The organism is Amycolatopsis sp. GM8, assembly GCF_021653975.1.
Lineage (GTDB): Bacteria > Actinomycetota > Actinomycetes > Mycobacteriales > Pseudonocardiaceae > Amycolatopsis_E.
The window spans coordinates 16,489-36,447 of the sequence record NZ_JAJKFK010000012.1 but is presented as its reverse complement, the minus strand read 5'-3'; the positions used below and the strand labels follow the sequence as shown (position 1 = coordinate 36,447).

The following is a 19,959-nucleotide window of genomic DNA, read 5'->3' as shown; positions in this document are numbered from 1 at the left end:
AAGTTCCTTGCGGTATCGGCAAACTACCGGTTCACCGCAGGATGGGGCGGAGCGCGTCGAGCACCGCCGGGTCCTCGATGGTCGAGGGGACCGGCTCGTCCCGGCCTTCGGCGATGCCGCGCATCGTCTTGCGGAGGATCTTGCCGGACCGCGTCTTCGGCAGCGCGTCTACAATGGACACTTGACGGAATGCCGCCACCGGCCCGATGTCGCGGCGCACCGCGGCGATGAGCTCCTCACGCAGCGTGTCCTCCGGGATGTCCGCCCCGGCCTTGAGCACCACGAGCCCGCGCGGCAGCTGGCCTTTCAGCTCGTCGTGCACGCCGATCACCGCACACTCCGCGACCGCCGGATGCGCCGCGAGCACCGCCTCCATCGAGCCGGTCGACAACCTGTGCCCGGCCACGTTGATCACGTCGTCGGTGCGGCCCATCACGAACAGGTAGCCTTCGTCGTCCTGGTAGCCCGAATCGCCGGTCAGGTAGAAGCCCGGGTACTCCGACAGGTACGAGTCGATGTACCGCTGGTCATCGCCCCACAGCGTCGGCAGGGTGCCCGGCGGCAGCGGCAGCCGGATCGCGATCGCGCCCTCGTGGCCGGCCGGCAGCGGCTCGCCGGCCGGGTCGAGGATCCGCACGTCATAGCCCGGCAGCGGCACCGTCGCCGAGCCCGGTTTCACCGGCATGGGTTCGAGGCCGCGCGGGTTCGCCGCGATCGGCCAGCCCGTTTCGGTCTGCCACCAGTGATCGACGACCGGCGTGCCGAGCTTTTCGTGTGCCCACCGGTAGGTTTCCGGGTCGAGCCGCTCCCCGGCGAGGAACAGGGTCTCGAAATCGGCCAGGTCGTACGCTTCGAGTTCGCGGGCGTCCGGGTCGACGCGCTTGATCGCGCGCAGCGCCGTCGGTGCGGTGAACAACGCCTTCGCGCGGTGTTCGGAGATGACGCGCCAGAACGCGCCCGCATCCGGCGTGCCGATCGGTTTTCCTTCGTACAGCACGGTTGTCGCGCCGATCAGGAGCGGTGCGTACACGATGTACGAGTGCCCGACGACCCAGCCGACGTCGGACGCGGTCCACCAGACGTCGCCCGGCTGGATGTCGTACACCGCGCCCATCGACCACGCGAGCGCGACCGCGTGCCCGCCGGTGTCCCGGACGACGCCCTTCGGCTTCCCTGTGGTGCCCGACGTGTAGAGGATGTACAACGGATCGGTCGCCGCGACGGGCACCGGGGCGGCCGGCTCGGCGGTCAGGTCCTGCCAGTCGACGTCGCGCGGGCCCAGTTCCGCCTTGGCCGCATCCCGTTGCAGCACAACGATCTTGTCCGGCTGGTGCGCGGTCGCGCCGAGCGCCGCGTCGATGATCGGCTTGTACTCGACCACCCGCGTGGGCTCGACCCCGCACGACGCCGCGACGATGACCTTCGGCTTGGCGTCCTCGATCCGGGCCGCCAGTTCCTTCGGTGCGAAGCCGCCGAAGACGACCGAGTGCACCGCGCCGATCCGTGCGCATGCCAGCATCGCGATGACGGCCTCGGGCACCATCGGCATGTAGATGATCACCCGGTCGCCCTTGCCGACGTCGAGCGAGCGCAGCGCACCGGCGAAACGCGCGACCTCGTCCCGCAACTGGGCGTAGCTGTACGTCCGTTTGCTCGACGTGACGGGCGAATCCCAGATCAACGCCGCCTGTTCGCCGCGGCCGCGCTCGACATGCCGGTCCAGCGCGTTGTACGACGTGTTCAGCTCACCGCCGGGAAACCAGCGGTAGAGCGGCGCGTTCGTCGCGTCGAGCGCTTTCCGCGGTTCGCGGACCCAGTCGATGGCCTTGGCCGCGTCCAGCCAGAACCCGTCCGGGTCGGCCAGGCTGCGCTGGTATTCCTCGGCGTAGCCACCCATGGGATAGACCTCCTCGTCGTCGAGCCGGTCCCCACATCATGGCTCAGAGTGCCGAGATCAGCTCGTGCACCGCGGTCACGGTCTTCGCGACAGGGCCGCTGACCTCGGCCATCCCGGTCAGCGTCGCCTTGATCTTTTCCCAGCGGGACCGCACTTCCGCGGGTTTCGCGGCGCCGGACGCGACATCCTCCTGCAGCTGGGCGAGTTCGGCGCGCGCCTCGGGCGCGTCGTCGCGCAACTGGCCCAGCAGCTCCGCCAGCCGCGGGTTGTGCACCGTCGCGCCGCTCAGGTTCCCCTTGACCGTGCCGCCGACGTTGAAGGCGCCGTAGTTGTCGCCGCCGATATTGACGTTGTTCACTCGTCCCCGCCCTTCACGGTCGCGCCGCCCAGGTCGCCGAACACCTTGCCGCCGACGTTGAACGCGCCGAAGTTCCGTTCGATGGTGACGTCGTTGTTCACGACCATCGCGGCCTGGCGTTCGAACGTGGCGGGCGAGTAGCCGCTGTCACGCAGGATGCGGCTGATCGCCGGGATCAGCCTGCTGTGCATGATCTTCTCGTAGCGCTCGACGTCGACGAGCTGGAAGTAGCTCGGCACATCGCTGGCCGCGGCCATCTCCCGCAACGTGCGCAGCGAGCCGTACGCGTCGGGGTTGATCACCCCGCGCTCCCGGCGCAGCGGGTGGATCAGCCCGAGCGTGTGCACGGTGCGGCCGAGGATCGACGCGGGCAGCTTCACCCAGCGCAGCAACGCCTGGCCGAGCGGGACGGCGAGGTTCGACGTCATCCTGTCGACCGCGCGGTACCCCGGGTGGATCGGGGGCAGCACGGTCGGGGTCCATTCCAGGTACAGCGTGGTCTCGTCGACCGCCGCGTGCAGGTAGCTCGACATCACCAGGTCGCGGTCCCAGGTCTCGACCTGGAAGCACAGGTAGTAGCGCGCCCATTCCCGTGGCTGGCGGCGCAGCTCGGCGACCTCGGCGGGCGGCAGCGCCGGGTTCGGCGGAAAGTCCACATCGGACAGATAGAGGCCGGCCGCCGGGTCTTCGAGATGGTCGATCAGTTCCGACGAGGACGCGTACACCGCGTCGATGATCTTCAGGTCGCGCAGGCGCTGGTCCGGCGAGAGCGCCGTGCTCGCCTGCAGCGCCGACATCGCTTCGCGCACCTTGTCGTACAAGGAGACCGTGGTCAGCTCGTCGAACGGTGAGCCGTCCGGTTTCGTGTCCTTCGACAGCTTTTCCAGCGGCAACGCCATCGACCAGGGTTCGCGGTGCAGGCCGGCACCGACGAACGGGTTGTAGCCGCGATGCACGATCAGCGGCGCGCCGCCGTCGGGCCACGGGATGGCGGCGCGGTAGCGGTCGAGGTGGCGCACGAACCGGGGCGGGCTCATCGAGAGCATCTGCTGCTGCGCCTCGAACGGGTCAGCCGGTGGCAGGTTCCTGGTGCCGTAACCGAAGCGGGTGCGCAGCAGGTTCCACACGAACAACCGGTCGCCGATCAGCAGCACGCCGATCAGGGCGAGCGGGATCAGCGAGATCGGCCACAGCTCGACGGGTGTCTCGTAGGGGTAGTAGTCGTCGGCGTAGTACCGGCTGCTCGAACCGGAGTCGAGCATGTCCTGCAACCCGCCGGACACCAAGGCGATGATCAGCACGAGCCCTGCGGCCACGGCGATCGCGGCGCCGGCCTTGCGCGCCCGGCTGCCCTTGCCGAGCATCGACGGGACCGCCGCGGCCACGCCCACGATCAGCCAGCCGTAGAGCAGCCACGTGCCCCAGGCGAGCCAGATGAACAGACCCAGCAGCACCGCGAGCGCCCCGTCGCGGTACTTGCGGCGGGCGCGGGACGCGATGGCCTCGACCAGCACGCTCACCGGCTGGAAGCCGGGCGAGGGCGGGATCGGCCGCGTCGGCTCGACCACGAACTCGCGGATCGCCGCGTCCGCGTACCGGTAGTCGAGGTGCGTCGCCGCGCACAGGTAGCGCGTGGTGTCGTCCTGCATGGTGGCCGTGTCGGGCGCGGTCAACATCCGCTTCTCCCCAGTGCGTTCTCGTGTCCGAAAGGGCACCGAACGTAGCACGCATAACCCTTAAGGGTTACCGCCATTGGGGGAGAAACGGGTCAATCCAGGCGGGCGTGCCGGTCAGGCCGCCGACCCGGAATCCGACCGCAACCTGCCAGTCGGATCCTGCGTCAGAAGGACGAATAGGGTGGGGGCCCGACACACCCGAGCAGGAGGGACCGGCGGTGAACGCATTCGCGAGCTGGTTGCTGTCCCTCGCGCATACCTTGTTCAACCCGGGGTTCTGCCCCGGTGACTGGGTGTGGGCGACCAGTGCGGCCGGTGCGCTGATCGCGCTGTTCCCGGTGCTGGGCGCCGTGATCGTCGCGATGATGCGCAAGTTCACGGGCAACAGATATGACGCGGTGACCATCAGCGTGATCGCCGTGACCGGGGTGGTGCTGGTGTTCCTGGTGCCGTGGCTGCTGGCCAACGGCATCTCGGGCACGTTCCGCGCCGCGTTCACCGGGCACCAGTCCGGGTTGTCCGCGAGTGAGGTGGGCACGCTCAACCGGCAGTACTGCGGGTTCATCGGCAGGCAGAGCCAGTACCTCGGCGGCGGGCAGAACGTCTTCGAGACGCTCTTCTACCCCTCGGGCAGCACGCTCGCCTACGGCTACTACCTCGGCGCGCTCGTCGGGCTGCCGGTGCTGACGATGTTCTTCATCATGCTGCAGGCGCGGACGGCGATGCGGCGTGGGCAGAAGTGGCCGGGCCGGCTGCTGTGGGTGCCGTACGTGATCTTCGTGGTGTTCAGCGCGACCGTCGAGGCCAACACGGCCGTGCACCTGTGGCTCGGTTTCCTGCCGGTCGCCGTGCTGGGGCTGATCCCGGTCACGCTGGTCGGGCCGCCGCCGTGGTCGGTGATCAACCGGCCACGGCAGGAACGCAAGCCCGAACCGCCACCGCAGCCGCGACCCACACCGCCGCCCGTGCCCCCGAAGGAATACAAGCCGACGACGGTCGCGCCCGCACAGCAGCTCGCGTCCGCGCCAGGCCCGGTGCCCCTGCCGCCCGGCTCGACGGCCAATGGCGGCGAGCGATACCGGCGGGTCCGCAGGCTCGGGCACGGTGGGTTCGGCACGGTGTGGCAGGCGGTCGACAACCAGCTGGGCCGCACGGTCGCGTTGAAGATCGCGCACGCGCCCGACCAGGACACCGAGGAACGCATGCGCCGCGAGGCCCGCGCCCTCGCCATGGTCAGCCACCCGAACTGCGTGAAGGTGTACGACCTGGTCGAGGAGCCGGACGGGCTCGCGCTGGTGATGGAATACCTGGAGGGCCAGGCACTCGCCACGGCGGTCGACGCCCAGGGCCCGCTCGACGACATCGCCGCCGCACGCCTCTGGGCGACGACAGCCGGTGCACTCGCGGCCGCGCACGAGAAAGGTGTGCTGCACCGGGACATCAAGCCGTCGAACATCATCCTCGACCCAGGTGGCCTGCCGCACCTGATCGACTTCGGGATCGCCCGCAGCCGCGGCGACTCGACGATGACCGCCACCGGCATGATGATCGGCACCCCGGACTTCGTCGCGCCCGAGCAGGCGGCTGGTGCCGCTGCCTCCCCGGCTTCGGATGCCTGGCAGCTCGCGGCGACGGTTTCCTATGCGCTGTCGGGCTATCCGCCGCGCGGCACCCGCGAAAGCCCGATGGCAGCGTTGATGGCGGCGGCTCGGGCGGAACCGGCGTCACGCCTGCCCCAACGCTCGGCGCACGCCCGGCTGCTGATCGCCTCGCTCGACAACGAACCCCGGCGGCGGCCGACACTGAACGCCGTCCGGCGGGAGGTCGAAGGCTGGCTGGCCCGGGCAGGTAAGTCCGCGGACGGGCCGGTGACTCGGATCGTGCCCAGGCAGCAAGCGTCGGGTACGAGGGCATTGCCGCCGCGGGCGTGAGGCTGCGGCGCAAGCCGACGGCTCGAGTTGGGTGGTCATCCCGTCGCCTGACACCGGCACGATCACTTTTCGTCAGGGCCGCAACCTTGGCCGGGTCCGGCGGCCGAGAGACCAATGCTTGCGGGTCTGACGAAAAGTGATATTCGAAAACCGCAGGCGACGGGATGACCACCCAACTCAACCACCCACTCAAGGTGAGATCCCTTTGGGCCCGGCCATCCTGGAGCCTGCCCGTCCGGCGAGGACATCTTTTTCTTTTCCCTCGCGCTCCGCGCGAGGGGTCCCGGCGCTCCGCGCCGGGTGACGGTGTCGCGCCCACCCCGATCGCCGATCGTCTAACGGTTGGCACGTCGCGTCAAGGGCGCCTTCGGCGTCGCTTCGCGATGGACTTCGTCCACCCTTGACACGACGTGCCAACCGCTAGGGCGGCTTTCTATCGGGGTTGGGGGAGGTGTGGATGGGCTGTTCTTGTTGTTGCGTTCCGTTGCCAGGTTCCGGCGTGTTTGCCCGTGGCGCGGGCGTGTTTGCTTGCCGCGTTGGTGAGTTTGCCCGTGGCGTCGGTGAGTTTGCTTGCTACGCGGCTAGCGCCAGCTTGGTAGCCATAGTTCCGCTTGCCAGTGGGCACCGGAGATGGGGTCACCATTGAGGATTGGCCAGAGCCAGGCGAAGTTTGCGACCACGAGCCCGACGTACAGTGCCACCACCAACAATCCTGTGCCCCGGCGCTCGAAACCTCGCTTGGCGCTGCCGAGGATTTGCCCGAGCACAAGTGTCAGGCCCAGGGCGAGAAATGGGGCCATGGGTGTGGCATAGAAAAAGTACATCTGCCGGTCGATGTTGGTGAACCACGGCAGGTATCCGGCAAAATAAGCCGTCAGGACCATGGCATAGCGCCAGTCGAACCGGAAGAACCAGCGCCAGAAACCCCAGCCGATCATCGGTAGGGCCAGCCACCAGGTCGCGGGCGTCCCGATCAACATCGTTGCCTGGACGCAGTCCGTTGTGCCACAAACCGCCGTGCCCGACTCATAGTAATAGAGCATCGGACGCAGGCCCATCGGCCACACCCACGGCTTCGACTCCCACGGATGCGGATCATTTTTCGGCGTCAACAGGGTTTCGTGGAAGTGCAGCACGTTCATCGAGTAATCACCCAGCGAACGCAGCCCTGCTGGCACCCAGCCCCAGAAACCCGGCGCGATGTTCTTGATCTCCGTGTAATGCCGGTCGGTCGCGGACTCGCTCGCGAACCACGACCACCAGCTTGCCAGGTACAGCAAAACCGGAATGGCGACCATCGCCCACAGCGCGGGCAGGACATCGCGCCGCAGGGTGCCCAGCCATGGCCGGGGAACACCCGCCGCGCGCCGGGCCGCCACATCCAGGCCGACGACGAGCAGGCCGAAGAAAGCCATGTAGTACAAGCCGGACCATTTGACCGCGAAAGTGAGCCCGACACAAACCCCCGCGGCGAACCGCCACCAGCGGAAACCCAGCCGAGGCCCCCACGGCGACTCGTCCGCCCAGCCTTCCCGGACCGCGACCGCCAACCGCTGCCGCACCTGGTCCCGATCCACCAACAGGCACGCGAACGCGGCGAACGAGAACAGGGCGATGAAAATGTCGAGCATCCCCATCCGCGACTGCAAGAAAAGCACACCATCGCAGATGACCAGGATGCCCGCGACCCCACCGAGCAGCGTGGACCGCGTCAGCCGGCGTGCGGCCCGCACCGCGAGGACCACGATGATCGTGCCCGCGACCGCAGAACTGAACCGCCAGCCCCACCCGTCGTAGCCGAACATCCACTCGCCGACCGCGATCAGCTGCTTCGCCAGCGGCGGGTGCACCACCAGCTCGTACCCGGCGTTGTCCTCGAACCCGCCGTTGCGCAGCATCTGCCACGCCTGCGGCACGTAATGCTTCTCGTCGAAAATCGGGGTGCCCTTGTCGGTCGGGAACCCCAGATTCTGGAACCGGGTGATCGCCGCGACCACGCCCAGCACGATCGTGACGATCCAGCCGCGCAGCCGGTCCGACGGCATCGGCCGCCCCAACAGCGTCGCCTCGCGGTCCGTCGGCGGGCGCAGCGCCTCCACCGGATCCGGAGCTGGGCGCGTCAGCATGGCGGTCACGCCTGGATTCTAGGGGTGGCCCGTAAGCTGCACCTATGCCGCTCGTCCTCGCCGCCACCCCGCTCGGTGACTCACGGGACGCCTCACCCCGCCTGGTCAGCGCACTCGGCGACGCCGACGTCATCGCGGCGGAGGACACCCGGCGCCTGCGCGCGCTGGCCGCGGCGCTCGACGTCACACCGAGCGGACGCATCGTCAGCTTCTACGAGGACGTCGAGACAGCGCGGCTACCCAAGCTGCTCGAGGCATTGCACGCCGACGAGACGGTGCTGCTGGTGACCGACGCGGGCATGCCCAGCGTCTCCGACCCGGGATATCGCCTGGTCGCGGCCTGTGTCGCGGAGAACCTGCCGGTGACGTGCCTGCCCGGGCCATCGGCGGTGACCACCGCACTCGCCGTGTCCGGGCTGCCGAGCGACCGGTTCTGCTTCGAGGGTTTCGCGCCACGCAAGGCCGGCGAAAAGGCCAAATGGTTCGCCTCACTGGCCGCTGAGCAGCGCACCGTCGTGTTCTTCGAGTCGCCGCACCGGCTCGCGGCAACCCTGGCGGAGGCCGCGCAGACGCTTGGCGACCGTCGCGCGGCCGTGTGCCGCGAGCTGACGAAGACCTATGAGGAGGTGCGCCGCGGGACGCTCGCCGAACTCGCCGAGTGGGCGGCCGACGGCGTGCGCGGCGAGATCACCGTGGTGCTCGAAGGCGCCCAGCCGGCCGCGGTGAGTGTCAGCGACCTGGTCGAGGAGGTGGCGTCACGCGTCGCCGCCGGCGAGCGACTCAAATCCGTCGCCGCCGAAATCGCCGATGTCACCGGCGTCTCCAGGAAAGAGCTCTACGACGCCGTCCTCGCTGCGCGCCGAGGCTAGCGCGCGCTTCGCGGCGATCATCACCCGTTTGCTGACCACGGAGGCCGGCAGCTTGCGCACGGCCTGCACGTTCAGCTCGACCGTCAGCCGTCGCTGGTAGTCCCCGACGACGACATATCCGATGTCCCCCGGTATTGGATAGCTGACCTTTTTGTCATTCATAGCTCCCCCGATGACAAATCCCCACGGCCCGGACAACACTACCGCCATTCATCCCATTACCGGGGAGTAAGGTTTACTCCATGCGTGCTGTCCAAGTGACCGAGTTCGGTGGTCCCGAAGTCCTGCTAAATGTCGAACTGCCCGATCCGGTGCCCGGTGCGGGGCAGGTGCTGATCGAGGTGGACCACGCCGGGGTCAACTACGCGGACACCCATCAGGCCGAAAACACTTACCTGGCACCGAGTGAGCTACCACTCGTGCCCGGCGGCGAGGTGGTCGGGCGCACCTCCGACGGTACCCGCGTGGTCGCCCTCACCGGCAGCGGCGGATATGCCGAACGTACGGTCGCCGCGCGTCGGACCCTCGTCCCGGTGCCGGACGGGGTGGATGACCTTTCCGCGCTTTCGTTCATCGTGCAGGGTGCGACGGCGTGGTTGTTGTTGCGCAAAAGTGTGCATCTGGAATCAGGGGAAAGCGTCGTCGTGCACGCGGCTGCCGGTGGCGTCGGCACTATCGCGGTGCAGCTGGCGAAAGCGTGGGGCGCCGGGCGGGTGATCGCGACGGCGAGCAGCGAGGAGAAGCGTGCGCTGGCGCTGGAACTCGGCGCGGACGTCGCGGTCGACTCGCGGGCCGAGGACATGACGGCGACCCTGCGTGAGGCCAACGGCGGCGACCGGGTGGACGTCGTCCTCGACATGACCGGTGGGCGGGTCACCGACCAGAGCATCGACGCGCTGGCTCCGTTCGGCCGGCTCGCGTTCTACGGGATGGCGAGCCGTGAGCAGCCGAAGCCGGTGCAGCTGGGGTCCCTGCTCCGCCACTCGACGGCCATCGCCGGAATGTGGATTCCGCACGCGCTTTCATTGCCGGGCAACGTTTACGGCAAGGCGATGGCGGAGCTGTTCGAGCTGTCGCAGGCCGGCAAGATCCGCGCGATCGCCGGTGGTGAGTACGCGCTGTCGGAGGCCCGGGCCGCCCACGAAGCGCTCCGCTCCCGTGCCACGGTCGGCAAGCTGATCCTGGACCCGCGCCGCTGACGGACGCCGTGTTTGCCCGCCGCGCTGGTGTGTTGGCCCGCCGCGCGGGCGTGTTGGCGATTCGCGCGGGTGTGTTGGCCCGCTGCGCGCGCGTGTTGGCGCGGTACGCGGGCGTGTTGGCCGATCCCGGGGCGGTGGCTTCCCGTGCTGGCGAAGCCACCGCGCCCGGAGCCAACTCACTGACATGGCGGGCAAACTCGCCGACGTGGCGGGCAAACTCACCGACGTGGGGAGCCAACTCGCCGACGTGGCGGGCGAACACGGCGAGTGGACCTGCAGGGGTCAGTGGCGGGTCATCGTGAAGTCGGTGCCGTTGGAGATCGCGCCGGGGCTCCACGTGCCGGTGCCGCGGTCGTCGGCGTCGAGGCCTGACGGCGAGGTCGAGGCGAGGTTCGTGCCGTCGAACTTGACGCCGGTGAAGGCCACGCCGCCGCTGATGTTCGGGTACGAGTCGGTCGGCGACTCGATGATCGCCTCGGCCGACGCGTGCTGCGAGGCCAGCGACTTCGTCGTGGTCTTGGACCAGCCCTGGCTGGTGTCGCTGATCACGAGCTGGTAGCTGCTCGTGCCGGTGCGGGTCACCGTCGCGGTGATGTGGTCACCGGCGCTGACGGGTTCGTTGTAGTACACCGGCGCGGCCGGGTACATCTCGTACCACGCCTGGTACACCGGCGATCCGCTGGAGCAGTCGGTCGCGACGCCGGTCTGCTCGACGGTCGACGAGCCGTCACCGTCGATGCCGACCCACGGGGCGAACAGGTCGTTGGCGGAGTTGCAGGTGACCGACGGTTCGACCCAGCTGGCTGTCGCGCTGGTGAAACTGCCGAAACTTACGTAACCACCCCAGTTTCCACCGGAGAAGTTGCTGGCGCCGAACACGGGTGCGGCGCTCGCCGTGCCCGCGAAGGCGGTGGTGGCGACGGCGGCGATCGAGAGCAGGCTCGCGCACCGGGCAAGGGTCGATTTCATGGCGGATTCCAATCCGTTCACTGGCAGGGACTAGAGCGTGATCGGGGGTGTACCGCCGGTAATTATCGATTCGGAAATCGTTGGCCAACAGCTACTTTAGGCTCAAAATAACCAACCAAGCAGAGTTAAAGAACAGGCAAAGGGCCCGGGCACCATCGCCCGGCCCCTTCCTGCCTGATTCAGCCCTGCTTGGCCGCCGCGTCCACGAACTCCGTCGTGTAGGTCTTCGACAGGTCGATGGAATCCTTGCGGGGCTTGACGTTCGTCGAGAACGAGGACAGCACCTCGAGCACGTTCTTCGCGCCGTCGGAGTCCATCTTCCCGTCGGTGTTGAACATCCCGATGCTGTCCTTGATCGATTTCACGTACAGCGCCTGGTCGCCACCGCTGTAGGAGGGCGGCATCTTCGCCGCGATCTCCTCCGCACTGTGCTGGCTGATCCACTTCAGTGTCGCCACGAACGCGTTGGCGAGTTTCTGCACCACGTCGTGGTTCTGCTGGACGAAGTCGCAGTTCAGGTACAGCGACGTCGCCGGGTACAGCCCGCCGAGCGCGGACTTGGTGCCCTCCGGCGTGCGCATGTCGTAGAGCACTTTCGCCTTGCCCGTGTTGGTGAGCTGGGCGATCGTCGGGTCGGTCGTCATCCCGCCGTCGATCCCGCCGTTGTCGAGGCTGGCGATGAACGTCTGCCCGGCACCGACTTTCACCGGCGTGTACTGGTCGGCCCCGACACCCGCCTTCGCGGCGAGCGCCTTGGTCAGGAAGTCGGTCGACGAGCCGAGCGAGGTCACGCCCAGCTTCTTGCCCTTGAAGTCCGCGGAGCTGTTGATCGTGCTCTTGGTGCCGACCATTTCGGCCTCGCCGGGAATGTTGGCCATCTGCACCACGCTCTGGATGCACTGGTCCTTGGCCTGCAGGTCGATCGTGTGGTCGTAGAACCCGACGACGCCGTCGACCTGTTTGGCCACCAGCGAAGTCTCCGCGGTGGCGCCGGACTGCTCACCCTGGAGCTCGACGTCGAGGCCCTGTGCGGTGAAGTTGCCCAGCTGCTGGGTCAGCATCGCGGGCAGGTAGATGACTTTCTCCAGGCCACCGACGATGATCGTCACCTTCGGTTTGCCGCCGGCCCCGGTCTGCGCGACACGCGAGTCCTGGCAGGCGGTGGTGCCGGCGACGACCAGCGCGAGCGCGGCCACAGCGCCGGTGATACGGCGAATCCTCATTGATCCGGTGTCCTTTCTAGACAGCAGAAGTGCTGGTGCTCGAAACGGACGGCCGCCAGCGCAGCAGCCGGTTCTCCAGATGACCGATGCCCCATTCCGCGACCAGGGCGACGACGGTGATGATGATCATGGCGGCGTAGATGCCGGCCGAGTCGAACGTGCCCTGCGCGTTCGCGATGAGAAAACCGATGCCGGCCTTGGATCCGGCGTACTCACCGACCACCGCGCCGATCAGCGCGAAGCCGAACGCGGTGTGCAAAGAGGACAGAATCCACGACGTCGCGCTCGGCAACACGATGGAGCGCAACACTTGTAGCCGTCCCGCGCCGAGGATGCGCGCGTTGTCGATCAGGTTGCGGTCCACTTCGCGGGCGCCGGTGAAGGCGTTGAAGAACACCGCGAAGAACACCAGCACGATCACGGTCGCGACCTTCGACGAGAGCCCGAGGCCGAACCAGATGACGAACAGCGAGGCCAGCACGATCCGTGGCACGGCGTTGGCGGCCTTGATGAACGGCGCCAGCACGTCCGCGAAGTACTGGCTGCGGCCCAGAATCACGCCGAGGACGACACCGGCGAGCGCGCCGAGCACGAACCCGAGCACGGCTTCCTCGACGGTCACCCAGAGCTGGTACCAGATCGAGCCGAAGTCGGTGCCGGTGGTGAACCAGCCGGCGAGCCGGTCCCAGATGCGGGACGGCATCGAGTAGAAGAACGGGTCGATCCACAGCCTGGCGGAAAGTTCCCAGCTGCCGAGCCAGACGACCACGATCGCCAGCCGCAGCAGCCATGTGTTCACGCTCCGGCGGCGGACGTGTTTCCGTTGCCGGGCAAGGATCATCTCCTCGGTCTCCGGCTGCACGAGTATCGGCAGGGCTGTCTCAAGCGACATCGCGGACTCCTCCCCGGGCTTTGTCGACCTCGCCGCGCAGCGACTCCCAGACCTCGCGGTAGATCCGCAGGAAGCCCTCGGTGAGGCGCAGTTCCTCGACCTGTCGCGGGCGAGGCAGGTCGATGGTGAACACGTCCTTGACGGTGGCCGGGCTGCTGGTCAGCACGACGACCTTGTCGGCCAGCGCGATGGCCTCTTCGAGGTCGTGCGTCACGAACACGACCGCCGCCCCGCTGCCCGACCACAGGCGGAGCAGCTCGTCCTGCATCAGTGCGCGGGTCTGCACGTCGAGTGCCGAGAACGGCTCGTCCATCAGCATGATGCGGGGCTCGGTGACCAGCGTCTGGGCGAGCGCGACCCGCTTGCGCATACCGCCGGAAAGCTGGTGCGGGTAATACTTTTCGAACCCGGAGAGGCCGACGCGGCCGACCCAATCGGCGGCCTGTTCGCGCGCCTTTGCCTTGGGCACGCCGCGGAACCGCGGGCCCGACGCGACGTTGTCCAGGACCGAACGCCACGGCATCACCGCGTCGTTCTGGAACATGTAGCCGACACCGTCCGGAATGGACGTCACGGGCTCGCCGTTGACCCGAACCTGTCCGGCCGAGGCCGGTTGCAGCCCGGAGACGAGCGACAGGGTGGTCGACTTGCCGCACCCGGTCGGCCCGACGACGGCGACGAACTCGCCCGGGTCGACGGTGAGGTCGAGATCGCGAACCGCGGTGTGCACCGAGCCGCTCCCGCTCGGGAACCGTTTGGTGGCACCGATCAGTTCGATCAGTGGTGAGGACATCGGGTGACTCCTTCGTCACTCGGTGGGGGAACCGTGAAACGCACGTTAAGAACCCCGGCCTCGGCCGGTGAAGCTTGTCCGCGTTCTGCGTGCCCACTGCGCGTTCTTAGCGTTTTGCTCATTTTCCGCATGGTCTTGACCAGCGGGTACTGTGTCGCCGCATGGACAAAGGTGTCTTCGGGCGCATGCGGTTCTCGCGGCAGATCCTGATCCTGCAGATCGGGCTCGTCGTGCTGCTGCTGGCCGTGGGCCTCGCTCTGGTGAGCTGGTTGCTGTGGGGCACGTTGCGCGATCAGTACGGCGAGCGTGCCCTCGGGATCGCGCACACGGTGGCGGTCGATCCCGCGGTGGTCGCGAACGCCACCGCCAGGCAGCAGGGCGGCGAACTCGAGGAGCTCGTGCAGGCGGTCACCCGTCGCACGGGCGCGCTGTTCGTGGTGATCACCGACGACAACAGCATCCGGCTGGCGCATCCCGACGTGACCCAGATCGGCAAGCGGGTCAGCACGGATGCGTCGGAAGCGCTGGCGGGCAACGACGTCGTCAGTGCCGTGCAGCAGGGCACGCTCGGAGTTTCGGTGCGCAGCAAGACACCGATCTTCGCGGTTGACGGCCGGGTGGTCGGCGAGGTCAGCGTTGGGTACGAAATCGGTGACGCGACAGGGGATCTGGTCCGGCTGACCCTGACCAGCGCGTTGTTCGCGGCCGGCGCGCTGGCACTCGGCGTGGCCGCGTCGGCGCTGCTGAGCTGGCGCCTGAACCGGTTGACGCACGGTCTCGAACCGCATGAGCTGACGGAACTGTTGTACGAGCGGGAAGCCGTGCTGCACGGGATCGGCGAGGGCATGCTTGCGGTGGACGCGGCGGGCCGGGTGTCGGTGCGTAACGCGGAAGCCGAGCGGCTGCTGGGGAAACCGCTGCCGGTGGGCGCTCCGGTGTCCGATCTGGACCTTTCCCCGCGCCTCGGCAAAGCGGTGGCGGAAAGGCAGCCCGTGGACAATCTCCTCGCGGTGGCCGGAAACCGGGTGCTGGTGGTCAACTCGCGGACCGTCCACCGTGATGATCGGGACCTCGGCAGCGTGCTGACCTTCCGCGACCGCACGGATCTCGACGCGCTGACGCGGGAGCTGTCCGCCGTACGGTCCCTTTCGGACGGTCTGCGTGCGCAGCGGCACGAGTTCAGCAACCGGCTGCACACACTCTCCGGACTACTTCAGCTGGGGCACAACGGAGAAGCCGTCGAGTACCTGCAGGCGCTGACGGACACCTCGGTCAGCCCGGACGGGCTCGGGGACACGGTGACCGATCCCTACCTGCGGGCGCTGGTGTCCGCGAAGATCGAGCAGGCCAAGGAGAAGGGGGTGACCCTGGGGCTGGCCGACGACTCGTGGGTGCCGGCGAGCGTGACCGACCCGATCGCGGTGAACACGGTGGTCGGCAACCTGCTGGACAACGCCGTGCACGCGGCCCGGATGGGCACGCGTTCCACGGTGGAAATCGCGTTGCTGCGAAACGGTTCCACCCTGCACGTATCCGTTGTGGACAGTGGTGCGGGAGTGGCTTCCGAGGTGCGGGAAACGTTGTTCGACGAGGGGGTGTCGACGAAGATCGCGCCGGGGCACGGGCTGGGTCTCGCGCTGGCGCGGCAGGCGGCCCGTGCGCGCGGGGGCGATGTGTGGCTCGCGGATGCCGGTGGGGAGGATCGGGGTGCGCTGTTCGTGGCGGCACTGCCTGATGTGCTGGAGGACGCATGATTCGCACGCTCATCGTGGACGATGACTTCCGGGTGGCGGGAGTGCACGCGGGTTTCGTCGACGAGGTGCCGGGGTTCGCGGTGGTCGGCACGGCGCACACTGCGGCGGAGGCTCGCGCGCGGGTGCGGGAGCTGTCGCCGGACCTGGTGCTGCTCGACGTGTACCTGCCCGACGAGTCGGGGTTGAGCCTGCTGGCGGAGTTGCGGACCGACGCGATCATCCTGTCCGCGGCGACCGACACCCGCTCGGTCCGCGCGGCGCTCCGCGGCGGCGCGTTGAACTACCTGATCAAACCGTTCACCACGCGCCAGCTCGCCGAGCGCCTGACCGGCTACGCCCGGTACCGGCGGCTGGTGGGCGAGGACGCCAACCTCACCCAGGCGGACGTCGACCGCGCGTTCCGCGTGCTCCACGAACAGGACCGCGCCGCCGCCCCGAAAGGACAGTCGAGCGCGACGGCCCGCCTGGTGTCCGACCAGCTGCAGCGCGCCGCGACCCCGTTGTCGGCGGCGGAGATCGCGTCGGAACTCGGCGTCGCGCGCGCCACAGCGCAGCGCTACCTGACCGCACTGGCCGAAGCCGGCACGGTCGAGATGCGGCTGCGCTACGGCGCGACCGGAAGGCCGGAGCACGAGTACAGCTGGCGCGGGTGATCGGGCGCGAGGAGCGGGCCGCACCTAGCCTGGTCCGTATGAAGGTCGAACACACTGAGCAGATCGCGCAGATCACCGGGCCTGGGGCGATGAACGCCACCGACCGGCGGTTCGCGGTGCATGGGACCGATCTCGGAATCCTGTGGGACGGCGGGGACGGGCGCGTGTTCGTGCTCTTCGGGGACACGTTCGGCGAGGGGCGCGCGGCCCACGGCGGCGGGCCGAACGAGGCGGACTGGCGCTCCAACGTCCTCGCGTTCTCCCGCACCCGCGACCTTTCGCAAGGGCTCACGCTCGACGGGTTCATCCCCCGGCGCGACGGGACCGCGGCGCAGGTGATCCCGCGCGACAAGCGGCGCGACGAGGTCACCGTCATCCCCAACACGGGTATCGCGATCGACGGGGTGCAGTACGTGCAGTACATGTCCGTCCGCCAGTGGGGGCAGCCCGGTCAGTGGCACACCAACTACGGCGGGCTTGCGTCCTCTGTGGACGGTGGTGTGACCTGGGAGAAGCCGCACGGCTCCCGTTGGATCAACCGCGCCGAGCGTGACGATCCCTTCCAGATGGGCGCGTTCGCCCGCGACGGCGACCACGTGTACCTCTTCGGCACGACCAACGGCCGCCACGGCGACGCGTATCTCGCTCGCACGCGAACACCCGAGATCATGAACGCCGGCGCGTACGAGTATTTCACCGGAACCGGCTGGAGCGGCGACGAGTTCGCCGCCGCGCCGGTGCTGCCGGGCCCGGTCGGCGAACTGTCCGTCGCCTATAGTGTCCACTTGGGACAGTGGCTCGCCATGCACCTCGACGACCCGGGCGGCGCGATCCTGCTGCACACCGCCGACCGCCTCGAAGGACCGTGGTCACCGGGCGAGGTCGTCGTCCCCGGCGCGCACTACCCCGGCCTGTACGGCGGCTACCTCCACCCGTGGGCCCTCGACGGCCCGGACATCTACTACCTGATGTCCCAATGGGGCCCGTACAACGTGTTCCTCATGCGGTCCCGCCTCGCACCTGGCTGACCAGCGACCGGGCGGCGGTCGCGAGCATCGAGGCGTCGTTGGAGACGACGGCGAACCCGCACCCCTGCCCGATCGCCTCGACGGCCGGAGCGGCGGCCGCGAACGCCAGCCCGCACGGTTTGCCGGCGGCCGACGCGTGCCGCAGTGTCTGCGCGATCATTTCCCGCACGGCCGGGTCCGCGGGCGTGGTGCCCATGGACATCGACAGGTCGGCAGCCCCGACGAACACCGCGTCCACCGTCGGCAATGCCAGGATCTCCGGCGCCGCCGCGATCGCCTTTTCGCTTTCCAGCTGCGGAATGCACAACACGTGCTCGCCGACGTACTCGGCGTTCGGCCGCAAGCCCCAGCGGCCGGCCCGGCTCGTACCGCCCGCGCCGCGGTCACCCTCGGGCGGGAACCGTGTCGCGCGGCCCACCGCCCGCGCCTGCTCGACAGTGTCCACATGCGGCACCAGCACGCCCCGCGCACCGGCGTCCAGGATTTTCTGGATCGTCGACGGGCTGTGGTCCGGCACCCGCACGAGCGGCGTCATGCCGAGCGCGGCCGCGCTGTTGATGAGCCGGTACGCCGTTTCCAGCGTCAGCGGCGCGTGCTCGAGATCGACGATCACGAAGTCGAAACCGGCGTACGCCATGATCTCCACCGGTTCCGGCCCGGCGATCTTCAGCCAGGTGCCGACCGGCACCTCCGCGTTGTCAAACATCCTGCGGATACTCCTCGGCGTTGAGGACCCACCCCGGCTGCGCGGCGAAGTCCTTGCGGGGCGGGGAAAAGATATCGATCAGCTGGTTGCGCCCGGCGGCCGCGGCGGCCGAGGTGTGCACGGTGGGCGGCGGGATGATCGTGACCGACGGGCTGCCGACACGCTCGTGATCGTCCTCGCGCCAGGTGCGCGAGTCGGTCGTCCACGGGGTGCGGATGTGGTGCACGTACTCGCCTTCGGCCGCGAGCGAGATCTGCTCGAAGTCGTCATGGTGATGCGGCGACAGTTTCGCCGGATCGCGCGGACCTTCGCTGAGCGGCAGGAAGTTCACCATGAACGCGCGGGTGCGGAAGATGCGCCCGAACCGCTGGGGATCCCGCGGAATGCCGGCCAGCGGGTACACGCGCAGCCGGTCACCACCAACCGGAGCGGGCCCCGGTGAAAGCGCTGTCACGCGCGGATGCGGTGTCTCGTAAGAAGAAGCGTTGCTCGCCCGGGAAGCCCAGCCCGGTTCGTCGTGCTGGATCAGCCGGACCAGATCACCGTCCCCAGTGGACACGACTTCGCTGACACCGGGCGGAATCACGATGATCCCCTGGCCCTGCAACGAAACCTGCTCGGCGCCCGCGACAACTTCCGCGGCCGACGAGTCGTTCACGAGGATCAGCACCTGCTCGAAGTGGAAGTCGCCCTTGCCGAGCGATTCGCCGGTGCCCGGCCGGGTGTAGGCCAGCACGACGTTCTGTGCCCGCGTGATCCAGGTGCCACGGCCCTGCCCGGAGAAGTCGTGATACTCCGGCGCGGCGATGTCGGAGGCGACTTCCGATCCGCCCAGCGCGGCACGTGGATCGTCCTTTGTGTACATGACGAGACTCCTCTCAGTCGAGTCCGAGCAGGTAGGACGGGTTGTCCCGGGTCATCCGCTGCAGGTCCTTCTCCGGCAGGCCGAGGTCGAGCAGCGCACCGCACACGCGCAGGTAGGCGTCGACCGGGGCCGGGTTCGTCGCCTGGCCGAGATCCGAGGACAACACCGTGTGCTCGGGCCCGATGCGCGAGATCCAGTCCAGCAACAGCTTCGGGTCCCAGCGCATGTTCCCTTCCGTGTCGTACATGCCGACCTCGTGCTCGATGAACGCGCCGAGCCGGACGAACTCCAGGCACTGCTCGGGTTCCGCGCCGATCACGAAGTTCGGGTGGTTCACGATGAGCCGCCGGATCCCCTTGCGCCCGGCCGCCTCGAACAGCTGCCGGATGTACTCGGGGTACATGTGCCCGCCCGAGAGCAGCGCGCCGGTTTCCCCGATGACGTCGAGGATTTCGCCGACCTCGGGCTTGAGTTCGCCGCGCTCGTCGACGATGTCGATGCGCTCGCAGGTCAGCGGCACGGTCTCGGTGGGGAAGCCGGAGCCCTCCGGATGGCATTCGATGTGCCGGCCCGACGACATCGTCGGGAACCAGACGACCTTGCCGCCCATCCGCAGCGACATCCGCACCGCGTGCGGGTTCAGCCCCCCGACGAAGCTGTTCAGCGCGATCCCGCCGAATACTTGCGTGCTCAGCTCCCGCAGCCGCGGTGCCATCGCGAGCACGTCCATCACGGTGTTGTGGTGGTGCGACTTGACCACGATGGCCCGCATGCCGAGCCGTTCCTGCGCATCGCGGGCAGCCTCGACGTGGTCGAAGCGGCGGGGGAACGGGCTCGGCCCGGAGTGGCAGTGCAGATCGACACTGCCGCGCAGGATCTTGGCCACGGACGTCGTTGTCATGTCACGGACCCCCTTCGTCGTTCGTAATCCAGGTTGCAGTTTCGCATTACGAACGTCAAGGGGTGTTTGCCTGACGCGAGTCACGCGGATACAGTCGGCACGTTCGCGATACAGAACAC

Annotated in this window: 17 protein-coding genes; 6 read left to right on the top strand and 11 right to left on the bottom strand. The window is 68.4% G+C overall.

The window, feature by feature from the left end; translation table 11 throughout:
* Window positions 1-31: 31 nt before the first annotated feature.
* The 3 genes from LOZ83_RS36850 to LOZ83_RS36840 are packed head-to-tail and all read right to left on the bottom strand — an operon-like array spanning window position 32 to window position 3,931.
* A complete protein-coding gene (locus LOZ83_RS36850; protein ID WP_236796512.1) occupies window positions 32-1,897 on the bottom strand; it encodes a propionyl-CoA synthetase in 1,866 nt (621 codons plus the stop codon).
* A gap of 43 nt (window positions 1,898-1,940) precedes the next feature.
* Window positions 1,941-2,255, bottom strand: coding sequence for a hypothetical protein (locus LOZ83_RS36845; RefSeq protein WP_236796511.1), 315 nt, complete (start codon window positions 2,253-2,255; stop codon window positions 1,941-1,943).
* A complete protein-coding gene (locus tag LOZ83_RS36840; protein ID WP_236796510.1) occupies window positions 2,252-3,931 on the bottom strand; it encodes a hypothetical protein in 1,680 nt (559 codons plus the stop codon). The genes LOZ83_RS36845 and LOZ83_RS36840 overlap by 4 nt, the downstream gene beginning before the upstream one ends.
* 218 nt (window positions 3,932-4,149) lie before the next feature.
* On the opposite strand from LOZ83_RS36840, the gene LOZ83_RS36835 reads away from it, so the two are divergent.
* Window positions 4,150-5,862 carry a serine/threonine-protein kinase gene (locus tag LOZ83_RS36835; protein WP_236796509.1) on the top strand — a complete coding sequence of 571 codons (1,713 nt, stop codon included), beginning with the start codon at window positions 4,150-4,152 and terminating at the stop codon, window positions 5,860-5,862.
* A 581-nt stretch (window positions 5,863-6,443) separates the two neighbouring features.
* Here the strand turns inward: LOZ83_RS36835 and LOZ83_RS36830 are convergent.
* Window positions 6,444-7,997, bottom strand: coding sequence for a dolichyl-phosphate-mannose--protein mannosyltransferase (locus LOZ83_RS36830; protein ID WP_236796508.1), 1,554 nt, complete (start codon window positions 7,995-7,997; stop codon window positions 6,444-6,446).
* Between the two features lie 35 nt (window positions 7,998-8,032).
* Between LOZ83_RS36830 and rsmI the strand changes: the two genes are divergently transcribed.
* Both rsmI and LOZ83_RS36820 read left to right on the top strand, forming a co-directional pair.
* A complete protein-coding gene (rsmI, locus tag LOZ83_RS36825; protein ID WP_236796507.1) occupies window positions 8,033-8,857 on the top strand; it encodes a 16S rRNA (cytidine(1402)-2'-O)-methyltransferase in 825 nt (274 codons plus the stop codon).
* A 242-nt stretch (window positions 8,858-9,099) separates the two neighbouring features.
* Window positions 9,100-10,056: an NADPH:quinone oxidoreductase family protein gene (locus LOZ83_RS36820; protein WP_236796506.1), complete on the top strand. Its 957-nt coding sequence runs from the start codon at window positions 9,100-9,102 to the stop codon at window positions 10,054-10,056.
* A gap of 282 nt (window positions 10,057-10,338) precedes the next feature.
* Here LOZ83_RS36820 and LOZ83_RS36815 read toward each other — a convergent pair whose 3' ends face one another.
* The 4 genes from LOZ83_RS36815 to LOZ83_RS36800 all read right to left on the bottom strand — a co-directional run bounded on the left by LOZ83_RS36815 (window position 10,339) and on the right by LOZ83_RS36800 (window position 13,933).
* Entirely contained in the window at window positions 10,339-11,025 is a 687-nt protein-coding gene (locus LOZ83_RS36815) for a G1 family glutamic endopeptidase (protein WP_236796505.1), read from the bottom strand.
* Window positions 11,026-11,204: 179 nt separating this feature from the next.
* Complete coding sequence (locus LOZ83_RS36810) at window positions 11,205-12,248, bottom strand: ABC transporter substrate-binding protein (protein ID WP_236796504.1); 1,044 nt, start codon at window positions 12,246-12,248, stop codon at window positions 11,205-11,207.
* A 16-nt stretch (window positions 12,249-12,264) separates the two neighbouring features.
* The gene (locus tag LOZ83_RS36805; protein ID WP_236796503.1) at window positions 12,265-13,140 is read right to left on the bottom strand and encodes an ABC transporter permease; all 876 of its coding nucleotides are present in this window, start codon (window positions 13,138-13,140) and stop codon (window positions 12,265-12,267) included.
* Entirely contained in the window at window positions 13,130-13,933 is an 804-nt protein-coding gene (locus tag LOZ83_RS36800) for an ABC transporter ATP-binding protein (protein WP_236796502.1), read from the bottom strand. Before LOZ83_RS36800 ends, LOZ83_RS36805 begins: the two co-directional genes overlap by 11 nt.
* Window positions 13,934-14,094: 161 nt before the next feature.
* Here LOZ83_RS36800 and LOZ83_RS36795 point away from each other — a divergent pair, with 161 nt between their 5' ends.
* Genes LOZ83_RS36795 through LOZ83_RS36785 form a run of 3 tightly spaced genes read left to right on the top strand, consistent with a single transcriptional unit; the run spans window position 14,095 to window position 17,368 of the window.
* Window positions 14,095-15,687: a sensor histidine kinase gene (locus LOZ83_RS36795; RefSeq protein ID WP_236796501.1), complete on the top strand. Its 1,593-nt coding sequence runs from the start codon at window positions 14,095-14,097 to the stop codon at window positions 15,685-15,687.
* Complete coding sequence (locus tag LOZ83_RS36790; protein WP_236796500.1) at window positions 15,684-16,340, top strand: response regulator; 657 nt, start codon at window positions 15,684-15,686, stop codon at window positions 16,338-16,340. The genes LOZ83_RS36795 and LOZ83_RS36790 overlap by 4 nt, the downstream gene beginning before the upstream one ends.
* Before the next feature lie 38 nt (window positions 16,341-16,378).
* Window positions 16,379-17,368: a DUF4185 domain-containing protein gene (locus LOZ83_RS36785; protein WP_236796499.1), complete on the top strand. Its 990-nt coding sequence runs from the start codon at window positions 16,379-16,381 to the stop codon at window positions 17,366-17,368.
* Here LOZ83_RS36785 and LOZ83_RS36780 read toward each other — a convergent pair.
* From LOZ83_RS36780 to LOZ83_RS36770, 3 genes are read right to left on the bottom strand one after another with little or no spacing between them, the layout of a single operon-like run.
* The gene (locus LOZ83_RS36780; protein ID WP_236796498.1) at window positions 17,340-18,074 is read right to left on the bottom strand and encodes an HpcH/HpaI aldolase/citrate lyase family protein; all 735 of its coding nucleotides are present in this window, start codon (window positions 18,072-18,074) and stop codon (window positions 17,340-17,342) included. The two genes, LOZ83_RS36785 and LOZ83_RS36780, sit on opposite strands and share 29 nt — an antisense overlap.
* Window positions 18,067-18,939, bottom strand: coding sequence for a hypothetical protein (locus LOZ83_RS36775; RefSeq protein WP_236796497.1), 873 nt, complete (start codon window positions 18,937-18,939; stop codon window positions 18,067-18,069). Before LOZ83_RS36775 ends, LOZ83_RS36780 begins: the two co-directional genes overlap by 8 nt.
* Window positions 18,940-18,952: 13 nt before the next feature.
* Window positions 18,953-19,840, bottom strand: coding sequence for a DUF6282 family protein (locus tag LOZ83_RS36770; RefSeq protein WP_236796496.1), 888 nt, complete (start codon window positions 19,838-19,840; stop codon window positions 18,953-18,955).
* Between the last annotated feature and the right edge of the window lie 119 nt (window positions 19,841-19,959).